Source organism: Fibrobacterota bacterium, from assembly GCA_019509785.1.
Taxonomy (GTDB): Bacteria; Fibrobacterota; Fibrobacteria; order UBA11236; family UBA11236; genus Chersky-265.
Window position 1 is genome coordinate 168,904 of record JAEKLQ010000024.1, and the last position, 19,023, is coordinate 187,926.

Sequence of the window (19,023 nt, forward strand, 5' to 3'; positions counted from 1 at the left end):
GCCCTTCCCCCTTCATCCCCCCTCCTCCCCCTAATGCTACCTTTCCCCACCCGGAGGACCTCCCATGCCCACCCTGCCGCGCCCCGCTCTCGTCCATGCTAGCCGCCCCGCCCGCCGCCTGGCTCTAGCCCTGGCCGTCCGCCCCGCGCTCCTATTCGTCCTCGCTCTGTGCTTCACCTCAGCCCTCGCCGCCGACCGCGTCCTCCTCTTCACCAAAACCGCCGGCACCCGCGAGAACAATGTCGTCGCTTCCCGCACGCCCCTGAAGGCCTTCTACGAGGGCAAGGGCCTGATTGTCGACACCTCCGAAAATGCCGCCCTCTTCTCCGACACCGGGCTCGCCAAGTACAAGGCCATCGTGTTCCTCAAGACCACGGGCGATTTCCTGAACGATACGCAGCAGGCCGCCTTCGAGAAATGGTTCAAGGCCGGGGGCGGGGCGCAAATTATCCATGCGGCCTTGGATGCGGAGCCCAACTGGGCCTTCTACGGGAAGATGATCGGGGGCGCTTATTTTCAGAGCCTGCCCGGCGATTCGACCACCAAGCACACCCTCGTCGTGGCGGACAGCGCGGACGCTGCTTCGCGTCCCGTTCTCGCCGCCCACCCGGACGGCCGCTGGCCGCGCACCGACGAGATATACGGCTTCCGCGCCAATCCGCGTTCGGCCACCAACCCGTCCATGCACATCCTGATGACGGTGGACGAGTCCACTTACAAGAACGGGCATGCGGGAACCGATCATCCCATGAGCTGGTCCTGCGCCTACATGGGCGGGCGCGCGTGGACGACGGCCATCGGCCATACCACGGATTCCTATGCGCCCAAGCCCAGCTCCCCGAACTCGGATTCGCTCTTCCTCTATCACTTGTGGGGCGGGATGGAATACATCCTGGGTCGCGACGTGGTCCCGGTGGCCAATCCGGTGGCCCGGAAAAAAACGGTGGCCGTGCCGAAGGAGGGATTCCTGACTTCCGGGGCGCGCTTCGGGGATGGTTTGGAGAAGGACGCCCGCGGGCGCGAGGCCGGCGCGGAAATCCGTTAAGCCGTAGGCGGGCGGCTAACCGCCCACGAAGTCGAACTTCCCGTTCCAGGATACGCCCTTAAAGCCTTTCATCGCCTTCAAACCTTCGAAGGCCGATGTCGCGTGCAGCTTGGCCACCTTGGCGTGCAGCTTCCGGTACTCCGCAGCGAAGACCTTCTCCGTCGCGATCTCCTGCGTGGTCTGCACCACCCCTTTCACGACCGTCTTCGGATCCGGGGGCTCTTCCGCCACGCCGTCTTCGGGATCGGCATCGGCATCCTCTTCGGAGGGGTTGTATTCCCAATGCGTTCCGACCCCGCCGAACTCCACCGACACCACTTCATCGTCGCAGAAATAGGCGATGTCATGGCCCTTAGGGCCGCGGCGGGTCAGGAAGGCATCGAAGTCGCCGGCGCCCGGGGGCTTTTGGTAATCGCCGGGGGCCGAACGCTTCAGGGCTTGCTCGATCTGGGCGCGCATTTCATCGCGGGCTAAATGTTCCATGCTACAAAGATAACGGTTTCTGCGGCCGAGAACCTCCTTCCGGATAAGATTGCTACTTCCGTGGGCATGCATATCGAAATCAGCACCCCCGCCCTCCTTTTCCCGGCCGTTTCCCTGCTCATGCTGGCCTATACCAACCGGTTCTTCGGCTTGGCGGCCATCATCCGAAACCTGCACCGCACCCATACCGAAAAGCCCAATCCCGTCTACCTGCTGGAAATCAAAAGCATGCGCTGGCGCATGCACCTGATCCGCGACATGCAATCCTTCGGCATCATAGCGATGATCCTATGTACCGCCTGCATGTTCCTGCTCTTCCGGGGCTACTACCGCGCCGGCGAGGCGGTCTTCGCGGTGAGCATCCTTTGCCTGCTGCTTTCCCTGGTCTGGGCCCTGGTCGAAATCCGGCTGTCCGGCCAGGCGCTGGATTTGCACTTGCGGGATTTGGAAGCGGAAGAGAAAAGCAAGGGCTGAGAGCGGGAGGCGCAGGGAATCCCATGGGGCGGTTGCCCGGCACTCCGGGATTAGTTATTCTGATGGCCATGCGTAAACACCAATTCGCTTTGTCTTTTTTCGCCGGCCTTTCGATGCTGCTGGGAGGCTGCTCCCTGGTGGACAAGGCGAGCGACGCCGTGAACGTCGCCAGCGTGAAATTCTCCGAAGGTTCGCCGGCCGTGGACGGGCAGAACATCGAATACACCGGCAGCCTGCTTACGCCGAGCTTGGAGAAGTTCAAGCTGGTCATGGTGTTCCACGTGAAGGCGGATAATTCCGGGAACAGCGGGAAGGCGGCATTCGGCTCGGATGCCATCAAGCCCATCCTCAACCTGCACATCAACTCCCGTTCCGCCACGGCCATTTCGACGCCCATCCCGGCATTTTCCGTCGAGGGCGGCGCCGTCACCACCCTGGACTTCCCCGTTGAAGTACCCATCACCGCGATCGATAACGCCATGGCCAGCTCGATCTGGCTTCGGGGGAAATCTCCACGCGCCCTTCGGGTTCCGTGAAGAGCGCTTTGTCCGCCTTGCTTTAAGTTCCTACAACTACCATTTTAAATGGTGTAATGGCGGTTTCGGCAGGGCTCAGAGATTTCCGTACCCGATGGCGGCTTCGGCCACTCCCAACAGTACGTGACGATAGAGATAGAGCCGGCGCCACTGGCTCCGGTCCAAGGCTTTGAGCTTGGCGACCCGATCGGCCCTGGGCTTCCCGTCCGGTCCCAGGAAGAATTTCTTTTCGCTTTCCAGCAGCATGCCTAAGGCAGCCGGCGCTCGGTGAGGTCGGACATGCGGCCCTTATCGTCGACGAACACCTTCCATTCTTCGGGATGCACCAGGTCCCCGGCCGCATCGAAGCGGCCTTCCTGGATGCGGCGGTAAAACTCCTTGGCCAACCCCGCCCGCCTCTTCTCGGCGGTGTCGGAGAGGGCCGGTTTATTGGGGGGAGACGTGCGCGCGACCGAATCGGCGGGACCCTGGTCCAGGCAGGGCAGGCAGTCGCAGATGCCCGTCAGGCGGCCGCGGACCAGATCCACGCGCCGGTCCTTGGGAAGCGCCTTGAAGTTGAGGGCGTCCAATTTCCGCTTCATGATTTCGGGCACGGAACCGTCGGCGGCCAGCATGCGCTTCTGATCGACGGGATCGAGCAGGGCGATGGCGGCATGATATTGGTTGTCCTGCACCAGGGTCGTGAAGCGGGACAGCACGTCGAGCATTTCCTCAGGCTCTTGGCAGCTGCGTCCATCGACGGCGGCGGCTCCCGCCTTGGAGGCCGCGGCGGAGCGCTGGGCGGTGTGGGCGCATGCGACCAGGCCTGCGAGCGTGAACAAGAAGAGCGCCGCGGACAATGCGACCCGCGCGATGCGGCGGCGGAGGGAAGGGTTCGGAAGGGAAGGGGACGCCGTTTGCATAAGGCCTCCAATCGGGGATGATCGGAACCAAAGCAAAGGGAAGGCCAAGCGGCCGGATCCGCGCGCGTAAGGCCAACTGAGGCGCAGGCACTATTCGGGCCGGAGTTCAAGGAAGTGGGCGGTGGATTCAACCGTCAGAATGAGCAGGCGGCGCGTCGAAATGTCACGTCTAACCAGTCAATCATGCCGTGCCCTAAAGCTTCTTCTGCCAGAACATGGCATGGCCATGCCGGGGATCCAGCTCATATCCGGAAAACCCGAACTTGCGGTAAGAGCCCATCGCCACCTCGTTCCCGCTCTGGACCTCCAGGGTCAATTTGCAGCAACCCTTCTCGCGGGCGATGGCTTCGGCGGCGGCGAGCAGCCGTTGGGAAAGGCCCAGGCCGCGATATTCCGGCAGCACGATCAGATCGTGGATGTTCAGGAGAGCCCGCCCTTGGAAGGTGCTGAAACCGAAGAAAGCGTTCATCAATCCCGCGGGCCGGCCATCGCGAAAGCCAAGCAGGGAAAGGGCCTGGGGCAGTTTGCTTAATTCCCCGACCAGATTCGCTTTCACCTCCTCGCGCAAAGGCTCGCCGCCGCCCAGGGGATCCCGGGCGTAGGCGTCCAGCAGGAGCGGGATGAGTTCCTGATGCCGCGGATCGGCATAATCGGCGCGGATGATTTCGAAGGAGCGGGAAGCGGGTTCGGGGGAGGGCATGGGGCCAATATAAAACCTATTATCCTGGTGCTGACTTATGCTTGCGCTTCAGCGAGTTCATCGCCCGATCCAATTGCATCAGGAATTCCCCGCGATCCTTGGGCTGGAAAGGCGGAGGGCCGCCGCGCATCCCCATTTCACGCAATTCCTGGGCGAGCTCGCGGGAAGCGAGCGCGTCCCCGATGTTCTCTTCGGTGAAGGGGCGGCCCGTATTCCCCAGCACGAAAGCCCCTTGCTTGAGGCTGCGTCCCGCCAGGGGAATGTCCGAGGTGACGACGATATCCCCCGGCCCGGCATGCTCGACGATCCAATCGTCGGCGGCGTCGAATCCGTCCGAAACCACTTCCAGGCGGATGGCGGGATCGTAAGGCATGCGCATGGCGGCATTGGCGACAACGATAACCGGCCAGGCGTGGCGTTTGGCGACTTTATAGCATTCGTCCTTGACGGGGCAGGCGTCGGCGTCGATGTAAAGCGTTAGCAAAGGGAATCCGCCTTTAAAATCCGAATCTCATCCCAAGGTAATTCATTACAAAGTCCCGGATTGTTTTCCGGGATCGGGCCTTCCCTCCGTTTTCCCCGTAGCCGAAAGTTCCGCGCGCAATCCTTCCAACTTGGCCTGGAACCCTCGGGTTTCACCGTAGTTCATGAACGAATCGTAGCGCGCGTGCGGGTCCTTGATTTTCGCCGCGTGTTTTATCGGGCACCAATATTGTTCCGTTCGCGCGAAGACTTCCCGGGTGAACGCGAGCAGCCCGTTGGCATACCCGCAAAAGTCGCAGTTGATTTTTTCCACGATGTTCAAGTATCCCAGCTTATGCCTTTTGACATGGAAGTAATCGGATCTTTTGACTCTTTGGATGCCATAGATGCGGAAGCAGAAGCCCTGGTAAATCGACATGCTGATATCCAGGAAGAGCAAAGGGAAAATCATGCCGTAGATAAAAGGCCAGGTCAGGACATTCTTGAATTCCCAGGATAAGAACCAGGTAATGAATTCCCGCACCGAACGGATCTCGCCGATATCGTCGGTCTTTATCTTCTGCTTATACTCCTGTTCGAACTTCGCGATGATATCGTCGCCCATAGCACCTCGCAAAACGACTCATCTAGAATTTTATCGGGGATTTCCGGGGAACTCAATCAGGCGCTCCGTCGGTAGCGCGCGCCGCCCCAAAGCGTCGGTGCCACTGATTTCGGCTCGCGAATTCCCGGCTTCGATCCGGTCTCCGGAGGTACGCCCCAATGCGGTCGTCGTCGTCCCCAACCCGTAGTTCACGGCGGCATCGAACAACTGAATGCCCTCGGGTGTGAAAAGGGTGGCGGTGCCCGTTTTGTTGTCGTCCTCGACGAAAAAGCCGATGCGTAAGCCCGCCGCCGTGGTCCCATCGAAAAGCTTGCTGCCTTTTTCATAGGTGTAGATGGCGGCGCCGGAGGGATCCGAAGCGAGGGTGGCTATCACGTGGGCGGTTGCCGCGACCTTGCCCCAGTTGATCTCCTTCAACGCGCTGTACACATGTATCTGCCCATGCAGCCCGGCGGCCAGGGGATGGGAGGAATCCTTGATCACGATGTCGGCCGCGCTGTCCACGACGCCGTAAGGGCATTTCGAAGGCGGACCTGGATCGCACGAGGTCCCCGTGGCGGTCATGCCCATGTCGTCTTGGATCATGGCTTCGCAACTCATAATGGGGACGGGAGTGGTCTTCAGCTTGTCGGTCAGGTAGGCGGATGTCGTCGATTCCAGCACCATCACCAGATCGGAGCTGTCGGCGGCGGCCAGCATCTGCTCTTTCGAAGTCTGATCCCACATGAAGCGGACTTGGTGATGCAGAGAGGTTTCCAGGCGCTGTTTGACCCAGGCATCCCCGAGCGAATAGCTGCCTTCGTTCACCGTACCGTTGCTATTGCCGTATATGACGAGCACCTTCGCGGCCACGGAAGGGCGGGCCGTCCAGAGTACCAGACCCAACGCCATGGCCAAGTACGTGATCCGAATCGGTTGCTTGCGGGATCTGTCCATAAGTGCCTCCGGATATCTTTCCGAAACCTTCGCTTCGGAATGAATCTATATCGAAGGGCGCGGTTCGGACCGGAGAATCGCGCTTGGGAGGATCAACGCGCCAGCTTAAAACCGAAATCCGCCCGTCCCGGGCCTTCCAAGGAAGACAGCGACACCTTGGCCAGAGAGAATCCCAAGGGAATCTTCTCCCCATCCCAGCTGGCCGAGCCAAGCCCCGGATTGAAGCGGGCGCTTCGCGTCAGCAAGGTTTTTCCCGCCACCGAATAAATCTCCACCTTGACCTCGGTGCGACCCCATGCCGAGGGAATCGCATATGGCAGACGTAACGTTCCCGCTACCCCGATGGGCCGCCCCGCCCAGGCCCGCGTTTTCGCCGCCCCGGATTGGCCATTTCCGTTGATCCCCAAGGTGCCGCCGCCCAATTCCACTTCATACCAGAGGGTGGTTCCGGGCAAATCCGCATAGAGCCGGTCCCCTTGCGAACGCAAAGGCAGGGCCGCGCGGCGGTTTCCGCGCGGGTCCAGCGGATAGAGGGCGAACTTCCCGGGTTCGCTGGGGGCGAAACTTATTTGGCCCGTCACCGGTTCGCAAATGGCCGTATCCCCGGGCAGGTCCCAGGTAGCCAGCGAGGTGGCGGAGGCGTTCCATGCCGTGGATCGGTTCTCGACCCGGCCGGAGGTGAGCAAAACCAAATGATGGCTGGCGCTGATGGGCAGGGAATCCAAGGCGATGAGATGCACGGCGGCGAAGTCGCGGTTGGCGGTGGTTTTGATATTGCTGAGCGCGTAGGCGGGAAAGACCGGCTTCGCCGATCCCAGGTAACCGGTGATCCCCTGCCAGGACGGAGAGCTCACCTTAAAGAGGCCGTCGGCGCCATCCCAATCCAATTCGCCCGTGGAAGAGGTCACCTTGTCGGTGAATTGCGGCCAGGCCGCCGTAACCGTGGTGGCGGGAGCATGGAAATCGCGGTAGGCGATGGGATGGTGCATGGGATACAAAGGCGACATGCCGTCGGCGGTGTTGAGGACGTGGCTGTCCCCGAACTTCTTAGGCGACTTCAGGGTTTCGGAAAAGGTGAAATCGACGGGGGTGGGATCTTTGGCGGGTGCGATGTCCCCTTTCAGGAAAGCCTTGCCCAACAGCATCTGGGTCATGAGCACGGGATTGGTGCCGACCGTGAAGAAATCCCCTTGATAGGTTTGCTGGTAATGTAGGGAATAGTCGTTGTAGGCATGCCAATAGGCGCCGTCCGCATCGAAGAATCCCAGGTAGCCGAAGAAGAAGGCGGGGGCTTCGCAGAGATAGGAGTTGGGGAAGGGATGGTTGTACTCGCTGACCACGAAGGGCTTGCCGGCCACACGGCTCAAGGCCATTTCCAGGATGGTGCCGGCGGCCGGGCTTTTGACCATGGGCTGATTGCGGATGGTGAAATCCGATGCCGACCAGCCGTGCGGAAAGTTGGGATGATCCCAGTAACTATGGGCATCCATATAGTCGGCGCGGGATTGGGACACGATGGAAGCGAGACCATAATAATTGTTGGTGAAGGTGACGGGGACCTTGACGCCCAAGGTGTCCTTGAGAAAGGCGGTGAGGCCCGCGATATAGCGGCCCTCCACATCGTAGTAGAACTCGGCTTGATCGGAGACGCGGGCATCGGTAAAGCCGCCCACATCCGTCTTCTCTAAGCGCTTGACCTGAGTGGACAACGATTCGCCCGCCAATAGGCCGTCCCCTTGGTATTCCCGCATTTCCACCGAGTCCACCCAATAGGTGACGTTGGCGGCATAGCTCAAATCGAAATTGAAACGCAAGCTGTCCTTAAGCGTTTCCGTGGCGCTGAAGAAAACGCGATAGGCCTTCCAGCCCGTATCGGCTTGCAGCACCTTGTTCCCGTACCAGGTCCACACCGACTCCTTCAGGAATTCGACGGCGAAGGTGGCCGGCGCGGAAGCGCGCAGGTGGAAGGTGAGCGCGTAGCTTTTGCCTTTGGCGACCGTCAGCCCCAGGCAGGCGAGCTGCACCATATACGGGTCCTTCCCCGCGCTAAGGACCTCCACGCGGGCGGAGCGCTTTCCGGATACGGAGACGGTGGAATCGACATCGCTCCGCATGTCGGCCCCATCGGCCTTACTGGCCCAAGCGAACCAGCCGGAAAGACCGGTTTCGAAGGACGGATTGCTGACCAGGTTGGCGGCGGAGTCGGCGCTCCCGTTCCCCGCGCCGGACCAAGCCCGGCCCAATGCGGAGTCGGTCGCGTACCTGGTCTTCAGCCAGTCCCGCCACAGCGAATCCAGGTAGGTTCCGTAATAGGGATCCATGGAGCCCGCGGCGCCCGGCTTGAATTGGTCCGCTCCCCAGGAAAGCCAGCCCAGGAACAGGGAATTTTCGTTGGTGAGTTCGGTGAAGGCGATGAAGGGATCCGCCTTGTAAGCCAAGCCCGTATACGGGTTCACGTGGTTGAACAGGGTGCGGGCATAGTCCTTTTGCAAGGCGATGAGGCGGGGATGGAATATCGTCGCGAACTTGCTCTGCGCATTGGTAATGGGCGCGGGAAGGCTATCGCCAGGGGCGAAGACGCGGCCCACGTGCAGTCCCAAGTCGACGTAGATGCCGCGTTGCTTAAGGCAGTTGAAGAAGAAGTCCATCTTATCCCACCGATCCGGATCGATGTCGCGCGTATTGACGGTCCCATGGCTGAAGAGGCCATAGCCGTCCACCACGTCGAGCAGGTGGATGCGCAGGATGTTGACGCCGAACCGGGCGAGGCGCGCGGCGACGGCGGGGGCATCCTGATGGGAGGGGAAATTGGCCTGCGCCACGCTGACGAATCCGGTGAAGCGGGCCCGCTCGCCGTTGTCGTGGAATTTGAAGTGGCCCCCGGCTATGTCCAGAAAGCCGTACTTGCCTGCGGGCGCATCCAGATTGGCGGAAAGATCAGTGACGTTCTTGCTGGAGTCGTCCCAGGGCATGTAGAACGGGAACCAGCCGGCATGGTCGGAAGTCTGGCCGGAAAGCCGTGCGGCAAATATCAGAACGAGGAAAAAGTACGGGCGGATCGGGCTAAACCGCATTAAGCCTCCGACGCTTTATACGCATGATGCTTTGTGGTGTTTGATCGCAAAGGCGTTTGAAACGGCATCCATGAAACGGCCGGAGCTCCGGGCAAATGCGGGGGCGAGTCCTCGGCCCCCGCCGCGCGAGGGGGACGCCGCCGCCCCCGGTATCGAGACCCGCTGGATGCGGATGCTCGAACCCGGAAAATCGCGTAACGGATTATTCCGAGGTGAACGCGGGCTTACTGCAGGACCTGGACCCCGGGATTGGGAATGTTCACCAGGGTGTTGTATTGGTTACTCGCGTTCGTTTTCCACACCAGCGGATCGCCGCTGCAGGTTCCGAAAAACCAATCGCCATCGCTGCCCGAGTTCAGCTTACATGGCATGTAACCGTCCTCATCGATCATTTTCTGGGTGACCAGCATTCCGATGGTGTAGGGCCAGAGCAGCTTGTTCGGCGCGGGGTGGGGCGATTGAAGATCCGAGGTCGTCATGCCCGCGTTGCAGAAGGTGTCGCTGGTCGGGAGCGCGGTGCCGCCATCCACGGTCTTGTTGTAGAAAACCGCGCAACGGCCTACGAAATTCCCGGAAAGCGAACCGATCGCGCCCGCGCGGGCCGGCCCGCTGGTAGAGGCGACGTCGCCGATATAGACGCCTTTGTGGAACTCGGTGGGTAGGTAACTCGGGTCGTCGTTGACCACGCGGCCTACGATGCCCCCGGGCCAGCCGCGGCCCTTGACCGGGCCTACCGCGTAGATATTCTTGATCACCGTGCCTTGGGCCAGCCCGACGACGCCGCCGGTGGGCACATTGGAGTTGTTGTAAGAGGGGTCCGGCGGGGTGGCGTTCACGTTCACGTTGGTGTAGACCTCGGTTATGGTCACCCTCGGTTCCGTGCCTGTCGTTCCGTAACCGTTGGCTTCTCCGACGAAGCCGCCCATGGACAGGGCTACGCCGTTGATGCTCCCGGTCGCATAGCATTTGCGGATTTCGGACGAGGTCCCGGCGACGCCAACGGCCATTCCCAAACCGTACCCCGAGCTGAAGGTGCTGGTGGACCCGGAAACCGTCCCCCCGTCAATGTAGCTGTCGGTCAACAAGGTATTGATCATGGACCCGACGATGGCTCCCGTCTGCGCTTCGCCCGCGACGTTGACATTGGTCAGGTGGATCTTCCTCAGGATGGCGCCGTTCGCGATTCCGAACAGGCCCCGGTAATAGCCCGAATTGCCCGAATAATTCACGGTGCGGAAATTTTTGATGGCGAACCCGTTGCCATCGAAGGTCCCGCTGAAATAATCGAAGGGCCCTCCGATCGGGGTGAATCCCGCATCGCTGGAGGTCATGGTGATATCCTTGATCAACCGGTAATTCCCGGTCAGGGACATGGCGCGGAGCTGGGCCAGGGTGCTGATATCCGTCGGGGTGGCGATCGTCGATCCCCGCGCCGCGACAGCGACCTGGGCATGGTCGGATCGGGTTTCCGCGCCACCGGTCACTTCAGTACAAGATGTGCCCATGAGCGCGGCGGTCGCCAGGATCCCGGTCGGTACCGTAACGCTCCAAATCTTTTCCCATGCGCCTTTGGCTTTTCCCTTGCTATTCGGCATCGTCGCTCCTCGCTGTGGATGGATTAGAAGGTCGCGATCGAAGGGACCGGCCTACCAGAACCATTGGACGCGGGTCTGGAAGGGATTGTGTCTTTTAATATGAAGGGCTCTCGACGAGGTCGCGATCAGCAGAATTCCTTACGAACCAAGGAGGCCGCTCCCTCGGTTCTTTCGGTCACTTGCGCACGAGCGGGGCCTTTGGTCCGTGCCCTATCGCGGCTACTTACGGACCAATGGCTTATACTTGATCCGATGCGGCGTCTCCGCATCGATCCCCAAGCGCTTCTTCCGGCTCTCCTCATAGCTCGCGTAATTCCCTTCGTACCACACCACCTGGCTATCGCCTTCGAAGGCCAGCATATGCGTCGCGATGCGATCAAGGAACCAGCGATCATGCGAGATCACCACCACGCAACCGGAGAAATTCAGGATGCCCTGCTCCAGCGCCTGCAAGGTTTCCACGTCCAAATCGTTGGTCGGCTCATCGAGCAGGATCACGTTGCCTTGCGACAAAAGCAACTTGGCCAGATGCACGCGGTTGCGCTGCCCGCCCGATAGGGTTTTCACTTGCTGTTGTTGGTCGCTGCCGCTGAAGTTGAACTTGCCCACGTAGGCGCGCGCGTTAATTTCCAGCCCGCCCACCTTGATGGTGTCCACGTCGCCGGTGATTTCCTTGAACACCGTGTTCTCGCCGTTCAACGAATCGCGGCTCTGATCCACGTAGGACAGCTTCACCGACTCACCGACCGAGAGCTTGCCCGCATCGGGCTTTTCCTGACCGGTAATCATCCGGAAGAGGGTGGTCTTGCCCGCGCCGTTGGGCCCGATGATGCCCACGATGCCGGCCTTGGGAAGATCGAAGACGAGGTTTTCGAATAAAAGCTTGTCGCCATAAGCCTTGGTCAGTCCCTCGGCCTTGATCACGTTGTCGCCCAGGCGCGGGCCGTTGGGGATGGCGATGCTGGTGCTGCCCAGCTTCTCCGGGGCGGTCATCTCTTGCAGCTTCTCGTAGGCGGCGAGACGCGCCTTGCCCTTGGCCTGGCGGGCCTTCGCGCTCGTCCGGACCCACTCCAATTCCTGCTTGAGCTGCTTCTGCCGGCGGCTTTCCTCTTTCTCTTCCTGCCCCATGCGCTGGGTCTTCTGATCCAGCCAGCTCGAATAATTGCCTTCCCAGGGGATCCCGCGGCCGCGATCCAGTTCCAGGATCCAGCCCACCACGGTGTCCAGGAAATAGCGATCATGCGTCACCAGGATCACGGAGCCGGCGTATTCCTTAAGATGCCGTTCCAGCCAGGCCACCGATTCGGCGTCCAGATGATTGGTAGGCTCATCGAGCAGGAGCAGGTCGGGCTTCTCCAAAAGCAGCCGGCACAGGGCCACGCGGCGCTTTTCGCCTCCGGAGAGGTTCTTCACGCTGGCGTCCGGGGGCGGCAGGCGCAGGGCGTCCATGGCGATCTCCAGGAGGCGATCCAGATTCCAGCCGTCCACGGCGTCGATCTTGTCTTGCAGCTTGGCTTGCTTCTCCATCAGCTTGTTCATCTCGTCGTCGCCCATGGGCTCGGCGAACTTCAGCGAGAGGGCGTTGAACTCGTCCATCAGGTTCTTCACGTCCTTCACCGCCAACTCGACATTGCCCTTCACGTCCAAGGTCTCGTCCAGCTTGGGCTCCTGGGGCAGATAGCCCACGGTGCGGCCGCTTTCCAGCCAGGCTTCCCCCTGGTAATCCTTGTCGATGCCGGCCATGATGCGCATCAGGGTGGATTTGCCCGAGCCGTTGTAGCCAATGATGCCGATCTTGGCCCCGTAATAGAAGGAAAGGGAGATTTGCTTCAAGACTTCCTTTTGGGGGGGATAGGTCTTGTTCAGGCGGTGCATGTAGTAGACGAACTTCTCAGCCATGGAATGTCCTCTTAAGGATAGGAGAGGGGTAGGAGAGCGATAAGGTAGCTATCGGGGCGAGGAGAAGCCCAAAAAACGCCGATTTGGCCGATTCGGATTGGCGACGGAGGAATTGCTCTCATTTTCTACACTACACTTATTCCGTTTTAATCATAAAATCGCTTTGATTTGTCCTAAGTCTAGGCTATAATTCCTTATCAGTACACTACACCGGCTGGCCAGTTCGGCTGAGCTTGGAGGAGGCCCCAAATGCATGCGCGCGCCGCTCTCATACCCTCGTTCTTGGCCCTGGGTCTCACTGCCGTTCTGGCTTCGGCACAGACGCTTACGACCTTATCCGTCACGCCCAATCCCGCGCCGGCGGGCAAGTCCTTCATCCTCTACCTGCAAGGCGTTACCCCGGCCGATTGCCATACCACCTTCGCACGCGAGACCGTGACGGTGATCGGGACGCGCATCAACCTGCGCTACACCACCCAAACCCTGGTGTACGCGACCAATCCCCCTCCCCTCGGAACCTGCCCATTGCCCGTGGACACTACGGCAGGAGGGACCTCGGTCGTTCCCATCCCCATCGTCGCCACCGTCCCGACCTTCACCATGCCTGTCCTGGCCGCGGGGAAATACGAAGTGTGGGCCTCTAACGTGCCGGCGTGCCTTCTCTCTCAGCCTTCGTGCCTGATAGCGGAGCCCGCTCCCGTCAGCGCGGGCACCCTCGATGTACAAGCCTCCACGGAACCCGCCTATACCTTCACTCCCACGTTCGCTCCCGCGGGCCAAGGTTTCGGTTTGCATCTGTTGAGCTACGGCTTCACATGCGCCACCACCTACCAGAACCTTGCGGTAAACGTGATCGACAAGGTGATTACCCTGTCCTTTTCCACCACCGAGCCGACGGGGGTAGCCTGCCCGGCCGTATACATGCCCTACGGTCCCACTTTCACTATTCCCGCGCTGGCGGCCGGAACCTACCAGGTCCGCGTCAATGTCAATGCGAAGAACGCGGAGGCAGCCGCCGGCACTCTGCAGATCACGGGAACGGTCGCGCGCAAGGGCTGGTATCTGAAAGAGAAAACCGCGCTGTCGGATGCGCCTTTCCAAATGCAGTTGCTCAAGGACAGCCTGGCGGCCTGCACCAATTTCTCCAATTTGAGCACGGTGGTCTACGCTTCCGGCATCACCGCCTCCTTCTTGGTGCAAACCGGGAAGTGCGCCCTGATTTCGCAGGAACCCATCGGGCCGCTCTTCAGCATGCCGGCCCTGCAACCGGGCATTTATCCGGTCCACGCCAACGAATTGCTGCCCTGCGAGGTGTCACAACCCGTGTGCGTCCTCGAAAAGGTGATGCCTATGGCGAGCGACACCCTCGTGGTGACCAAAAGCCTGGCGGTGCGGATGTCCGTCTTGCGCGCGGGCGCGCCCAAGGTGGATGTGCTCGGGAATACGGCCTTCTTCGCCCTGCCGGAAGGCGATGCCGGGATTTGGCGCGCCGAACTGATGACCTTGGACGGGCGCCTGCTGGCGGGGAAATCCCTGTCGGGAGCGACGGGAGACCGCGTGTCCGTGCCGGTGGACCGGGCGCGCGCCAACGCGGTGAGCCTGTTACGGCTGACCTCGCCCGCGGGGACGCAACGCTTCCTACCCATAGTACGATAAGGGATGCGGATCAATGAGCTACCGGAAAGCATCGAAAGAAAACCTGCCAGGAGGAACGCCATGATCGCCCTTACCCTGACCCGACCCGTCTTACTCGCTCTCGGCCTGGCCGCCGCGCTCGGCGCGCAAACGACCCCGGTCCTGTCGGTGACTCCCAATCCGGCCCCGGCCAATAAGGCTTTCCAATTGCTTCTGCAGGGCGTCGCCGCCAATTGCAATACGACTTTCACCCGCGAGTCGGTGACGGTGAGCGACGCCCGCATCGATCTGCGCTATACGGCCTTCTCTTCCGGGATCGTGATGGACCCGGCCTCGGGGAACGTCGTTTGCCCTATGGCCGCCACGGGACCCAGCGCCGCGAGCCTGCTGGCATCCATGCCCGTATTCGCCATGCCCGCGCTCAAGGCGGGGAAATACCAGGTCTGGGCCACCTCCATGCCGGAATGCCTTTACTCCGAACCCTCGTGCAAGATCGCCGTGCGCCCCGATAGCGTGGGAATCCTGGTGGTCCAAGGCGACGTGCCCATGAGCTACATGCTCAACCCTTCCGCGACGCCGGAGGGCCAGGCCTTCGCCTTGCAACTCCTGAGCTACGGTTTCACCTGCGCCACCGCGTTCGACAGGCTCTCGGCGGTCGTCTCCGACGGTGTCATCACCCTTTCGTTCAGCGATCAGGAGCTGCCCAAGGGCTGCATGGATGCGTACAATCCCTACGGTCCCACCTTCCAGATGCCGGCCTTGAAAGCGGGATCCTACAAGGTTAGGGTCAATCGCCTGCAACTGAATGCCGTGGTGGACGCGGGGATATTGCTGGTCACGGGCGCGACGGCGCATACGGATTGGTATTTGAAGGAGCACTCGGTGGCGCCGGACAAGGCATTCAGCATGCAGCTCTTGCGCGACGACATCGGCAATTGCCAGACCTCCTTCTCCAATGAAAGCGTATCCGTCCTCTCCGGCAGCATCTATGCCTCCTTCGTGCTGGAAAGCCATCCGGATCGCGTCTGCGTCATGGACCTGCGGCCCTTCGGCCCTTCCTTTTCGGTGCCGGCCCTGAAGGCGGGCATTTATCCGGTCCTTCCCGAACAACTCGCGCTCTGCCAGGTGACCCAACCCATGTGCCTCCTCCCGGTCAAGGCGCCGGTGGCGACGGATACTTTGGTCGTGACCAAGACCGCCGCCCTCTTGCTTTCCGAATTGCGGTCCCGAGGCCCCAAGGTGGAACTGCGCGGCCAGACGGCCTTCTTTACCTTGCCGGCCGGAAGTGCCGGGAGCTGGCGCGCCGTCTTGACTACTTTAGATGGCCGGATCTTGGCCGCTGCCCGCATCGCGGGTTCGCCGGGGGACCGGGTGTCCATTCCGGTTTCCCGGGCCCCGGCCCATTCCCTGAGCTTGCTGCGCTTGATCTCTCCGGACGGCGGGCAGAATCTGTTGCCCATTTTACGGTGAGGAGGACGCCATGAAGATCCGCACCCGCCTGGCTCTGCTCCTTCCCATCTTGGTCCTGGCGGCCGGCCCGGTCTCCGCCCAGACGTCCGGCTACTCCTTCACGCCCGCCACGGTCTTGGCCGGCCGCGGTTTCGATCTGCATCTGTCGAGCAGGGAATTCAACTGCGCCACCGGCTTCAGCAACTTGAAGTCGACCGTGACCGGAACCGTCATCCTGCTGGAATTCCTGCCCCAGCAAAGGCCCGCCATCTGCGTGGATACGACCACCCCTTATGGTCCTTCATTTTCGATCTCCGGTTTGCCCGCAGGCACTTATTCGGTCCAGGTCGGACGCCTGGACATGAACGGGATCATATCGGCGGGTTCCCTGACGGTGGTTCCGGCGACGCATCCCGATTGGTATTTGAAGGAGCATTCGGTCGCATCGGGGCGTCCGTTCACCCTCCAGCTTTTGCGCGACGACATCGGAAATTGCCAGACCGGGTTTTCGTACGATAGCCTGCGCGTCTACGGCAACTCCATCTTCGTTACCTTTCTCAGGGAGACCGATCCCAATCGGGTCTGCGTCATGGACATCCGCCCGTTCGGGCCGAGCTTCGCCGCGCCCGCCCTCGATCCGGGAATCTATCCCGTCCTGCCGCAAGAGCTGGCGGCATGCCAAGTGGCCCAACCCCCATGCGTGCTTCCGGTCCTGGCGCCGTTCCCCACCGATACCCTGGTGGTGACCCACACCCTCGCCGTCTCGCTGTCCGCCTTGCGGGCCGCCGCGCCGAAGGTGGAACTGCTCGGGAAGAGCGCCTCCTTCGCCCTGCCGGAAGGGAAGGCGGGGATCTGGCGGACCGATCTGATGTCCTTGGACGGTCGCATTCTCGCGACGGAATCCTTCCCCGGAGCGCCCGGGGAGCGCGTGTCCGTGCCGGTGGGGGATGCGCCCGCGAACGCAGTGAGCCTTTTGCGTCTGACCTCTCCGGACGGCCTGCGGAGCCTAATGCCTGTCATAAGATAAAGGAATCCCCTTATGCGAATCCAAACAGCAAGCAAAGTCTTGGGATGGGCCGTGGTCGCGGCCGGCATGGCCGCCTTGCCTGCGCGCGCGGCGGCCACCGGGTCCATCACGCCCACCTGGGCGGAAAGCCATCATCCCTTCACTTTGGCCCTTTCCGGCCAAAGCGATAAGTGCGCGCCGGTGTTCTCCCATCAGTCGTACCGTCTAAACGCAGGGAAATTGGTGTTTTCGGTTTTGGAACAACAGCGTCCCGGCGTCCTCTGCACCACCGATACCGCATGGGCCTACCGGACCGAATTCGATGCGCCGGCTTTGGATTCGGGCGAATACCCGGTGCAAGTGCGCTGGGCCCAGGCCTGCGAGTTCGACGCGACGCCCTGCCCCGTGGCCTACATGCCCCAGGACGTGGGTAACCTGCGCGTTACCGATTCGGCCGCCCTTCCCTATTCCTTCACGCCCCGTTCCGTACGCGCCGGCCAGGATTTCCATATCCGCCTACGCGGCACCTTCAATTGCGGCGACCTCATCAAATCCGCCACGGTGGATACGGCCCGCCCCACTCTCCGCCTGAACTTCCTGATCGAACCGCATCCCGAGGATCTTTGCATCGCCCCTTTCCCCGGCATCGACTTCGCCGTGCCCGCCTTGGGGGCCGGGGGATGGGAAGTGTACGCCTCCCGCGCGCCTTATTGCCCGCCCTCGAACATTTGCCCGTTAGCCCTGATGGCTCCGCAATTGGCCGGGGCCCTGGAGGTTTCGCCCGTGGTCGAAACGGTGGTTCCGCTGCGTCCGGAAACCCGCGCGGGGCCCGCCGGCGCGGGCCATCCCGGCTTCCGATCGAAGTGGAACGGCTTCTATTACGATGCGGCCGGCAAGGCCATGCTGCCTTAATCCCCAGGAGAGGAAGATGCCCGGTCAAACGAATAAGCGCATTTCCATCGGCCTGATCCTCGCCTGCGTTTCCGCGCATGCGGCCACGGTGTCCTTGGATCCGCCGGTGGTGGAAGCCGAACTCCGATCCGTGATAACCGTATCGGGCCATAGCCAATACTGCGCTCCCATCATCAGCCATGTCCAGGCGACGGTCGCGGGAACGACCCTCAACCTTTCCGCCGCCTTCGAGGACAATCCCGCCGCCGATTGCCTGCCCGGTCCCGTGCCCTATGCCGCCGACTTCCCCTTGCCGCCCTTGGATTCCGGCGCCTACACCGTCCTCATGCGCATCCTGCCGGCCTGTTCTTATTCGGCCACGCCTTGCCCCTTCGCCGCCCCCATCCCGGATACCGGCCGGCTTTACGTCCAGGATCCCGCGGCCTCGCATTACCATGTCGATCCCAATCGCTCCGAGGCGGGCCATGCCCTCCACGTGAAGATCACGGCGGCGGAATTCCAATGCGGGTCGGGCTTCGATTCCCTCAGCGTGGAAGCGCGGGGCGGGCGCCTTTCCCTCGGGTTCCAGCACCACCCGCATCCCGAGGCCTTGTGCCCCGGGGGCGCGGGGTTCGGCCCCGTCTTCGACCTGACCGGACTGAACCCGGGAATCTACCAGGTGTTCGCGACCGAGAAGATTCCTTGCGACCGCGGCCTCTGCGCGATGGTCCCGGGGCCGGCGACCTTCGCGGGGGCCCTGGTCGCCGACACCTTCTCCACCCGGCCGCTATGGGTTTCCCCGCGCTTCGTAGGCGCCGGCACCCCTTCCGACATAGGGCTAGGCGGCGTCGGCTTCGCCTGCGATGACTCCCTTATGGAAAAGCGGGCGGAGGTGAAAGACGGAGCCATCCATCTGCATTATACACTGACCCGGATGCCCCACAAGCCGGAGCGATGCATGGTGGATACCCTCTTCTCCGGGTATGCCGCGTTTTCCCTGCCGGCCTTGCCCGAAGGGACTTTCCCTGTCTTCCTCGATGCGGGGAATTGCGGCTATGCGAGCGCCCTCTGCGCGTCCAGCCTCGCTACCCTTCCCGTGGATACCCTGGTCTCGACCGCCTCTTCGGGCCTGCGTCCGCAGGGCGTTAGGATAGGCGCCCGCCGCCTTCAGGGGCCGGGAGCGGCGCGGGTCATCTTGCCATGGGAAGGCCGGAAGGTGGATTTTTCGGGACGCGCGGTGGATCCGAAAGCCCGCTGAAAGCGCGAATCATCCGGTCCTTTGAGGGGAGGCCCGCGGGTGGTATCTTGGAT

Annotated in this window: 18 protein-coding genes; 8 read left to right on the forward strand and 10 right to left on the reverse strand. The window is 61.8% G+C overall.

From position 1 onward, the window contains the following. Positions 1-64: 64 nt before the first annotated feature. The gene (locus JF616_03750; protein ID MBW8886852.1) at positions 65-1,045 is read left to right on the forward strand and encodes a ThuA domain-containing protein; all 981 of its coding nucleotides are present in this window, start codon (positions 65-67) and stop codon (positions 1,043-1,045) included. A 15-nt stretch (positions 1,046-1,060) separates the two neighbouring features. Here JF616_03750 and JF616_03755 read toward each other — a convergent pair whose 3' ends face one another. Beyond that, positions 1,061-1,528, reverse strand: coding sequence for a hypothetical protein (locus JF616_03755; protein ID MBW8886853.1), 468 nt, complete (start codon positions 1,526-1,528; stop codon positions 1,061-1,063). A 66-nt stretch (positions 1,529-1,594) separates the two neighbouring features. On the opposite strand from JF616_03755, the gene JF616_03760 reads away from it, so the two are divergent. After that, positions 1,595-2,002: a DUF2721 domain-containing protein gene (locus JF616_03760; GenBank protein ID MBW8886854.1), complete on the forward strand. Its 408-nt coding sequence runs from the start codon at positions 1,595-1,597 to the stop codon at positions 2,000-2,002. Positions 2,003-2,064: 62 nt separating this feature from the next. Then, complete coding sequence (locus tag JF616_03765; GenBank protein ID MBW8886855.1) at positions 2,065-2,538, forward strand: hypothetical protein; 474 nt, start codon at positions 2,065-2,067, stop codon at positions 2,536-2,538. A 75-nt stretch (positions 2,539-2,613) separates the two neighbouring features. Here the strand turns inward: JF616_03765 and JF616_03770 are convergent, their stop codons facing one another. The 9 genes from JF616_03770 to ettA all read right to left on the reverse strand — a co-directional run bounded on the left by JF616_03770 (position 2,614) and on the right by ettA (position 12,731). Continuing rightward, positions 2,614-2,784, reverse strand: a complete 171-nt coding sequence (locus JF616_03770; GenBank protein MBW8886856.1) for a hypothetical protein — start codon at positions 2,782-2,784, stop codon at positions 2,614-2,616. A 2-nt stretch (positions 2,785-2,786) separates the two neighbouring features. Continuing rightward, positions 2,787-3,440, reverse strand: a complete 654-nt coding sequence (locus JF616_03775; GenBank protein ID MBW8886857.1) for a hypothetical protein — start codon at positions 3,438-3,440, stop codon at positions 2,787-2,789. Between the two features lie 193 nt (positions 3,441-3,633). After that, a complete protein-coding gene (locus tag JF616_03780) occupies positions 3,634-4,140 on the reverse strand; it encodes a GNAT family N-acetyltransferase (protein ID MBW8886858.1) in 507 nt (168 codons plus the stop codon). Between the two features lie 19 nt (positions 4,141-4,159). Continuing rightward, positions 4,160-4,624: a YaiI/YqxD family protein gene (locus JF616_03785; GenBank protein MBW8886859.1), complete on the reverse strand. Its 465-nt coding sequence runs from the start codon at positions 4,622-4,624 to the stop codon at positions 4,160-4,162. A 45-nt stretch (positions 4,625-4,669) separates the two neighbouring features. After that, a complete protein-coding gene (locus tag JF616_03790; protein MBW8886860.1) occupies positions 4,670-5,227 on the reverse strand; it encodes a hypothetical protein in 558 nt (185 codons plus the stop codon). 30 nt (positions 5,228-5,257) lie between these two features. Beyond that, on the reverse strand, positions 5,258-6,163 hold the full coding sequence (locus tag JF616_03795) for a hypothetical protein (protein MBW8886861.1): 906 nt from the start codon (positions 6,161-6,163) through the stop codon (positions 5,258-5,260). Between the two features lie 92 nt (positions 6,164-6,255). Continuing rightward, on the reverse strand, positions 6,256-9,237 hold the full coding sequence (locus tag JF616_03800; GenBank protein ID MBW8886862.1) for a carbohydrate binding domain-containing protein: 2,982 nt from the start codon (positions 9,235-9,237) through the stop codon (positions 6,256-6,258). 224 nt (positions 9,238-9,461) lie between these two features. Continuing rightward, entirely contained in the window at positions 9,462-10,832 is a 1,371-nt protein-coding gene (locus JF616_03805; protein MBW8886863.1) for a hypothetical protein, read from the reverse strand. 219 nt (positions 10,833-11,051) lie between these two features. After that, complete coding sequence (gene ettA, locus JF616_03810; GenBank protein MBW8886864.1) at positions 11,052-12,731, reverse strand: energy-dependent translational throttle protein EttA; 1,680 nt, start codon at positions 12,729-12,731, stop codon at positions 11,052-11,054. Between the two features lie 249 nt (positions 12,732-12,980). Between ettA and JF616_03815 the strand changes: the two genes are divergently transcribed. The 5 genes from JF616_03815 to JF616_03835 are packed head-to-tail and all read left to right on the forward strand — an operon-like array spanning position 12,981 to position 18,970. Continuing rightward, on the forward strand, positions 12,981-14,387 hold the full coding sequence (locus JF616_03815) for a hypothetical protein (GenBank protein ID MBW8886865.1): 1,407 nt from the start codon (positions 12,981-12,983) through the stop codon (positions 14,385-14,387). Positions 14,388-14,447: 60 nt separating this feature from the next. After that, positions 14,448-15,836 carry a hypothetical protein gene (locus JF616_03820; protein ID MBW8886866.1) on the forward strand — a complete coding sequence of 463 codons (1,389 nt, stop codon included), beginning with the start codon at positions 14,448-14,450 and terminating at the stop codon, positions 15,834-15,836. Between the two features lie 10 nt (positions 15,837-15,846). After that, positions 15,847-16,842, forward strand: coding sequence for a hypothetical protein (locus JF616_03825; GenBank protein MBW8886867.1), 996 nt, complete (start codon positions 15,847-15,849; stop codon positions 16,840-16,842). 12 nt (positions 16,843-16,854) lie between these two features. Next, positions 16,855-17,733, forward strand: coding sequence for a hypothetical protein (locus JF616_03830; protein MBW8886868.1), 879 nt, complete (start codon positions 16,855-16,857; stop codon positions 17,731-17,733). A 16-nt stretch (positions 17,734-17,749) separates the two neighbouring features. Beyond that, positions 17,750-18,970, forward strand: a complete 1,221-nt coding sequence (locus JF616_03835) for a hypothetical protein (protein ID MBW8886869.1) — start codon at positions 17,750-17,752, stop codon at positions 18,968-18,970. The last annotated feature ends 53 nt before the right edge of the window (positions 18,971-19,023 follow it).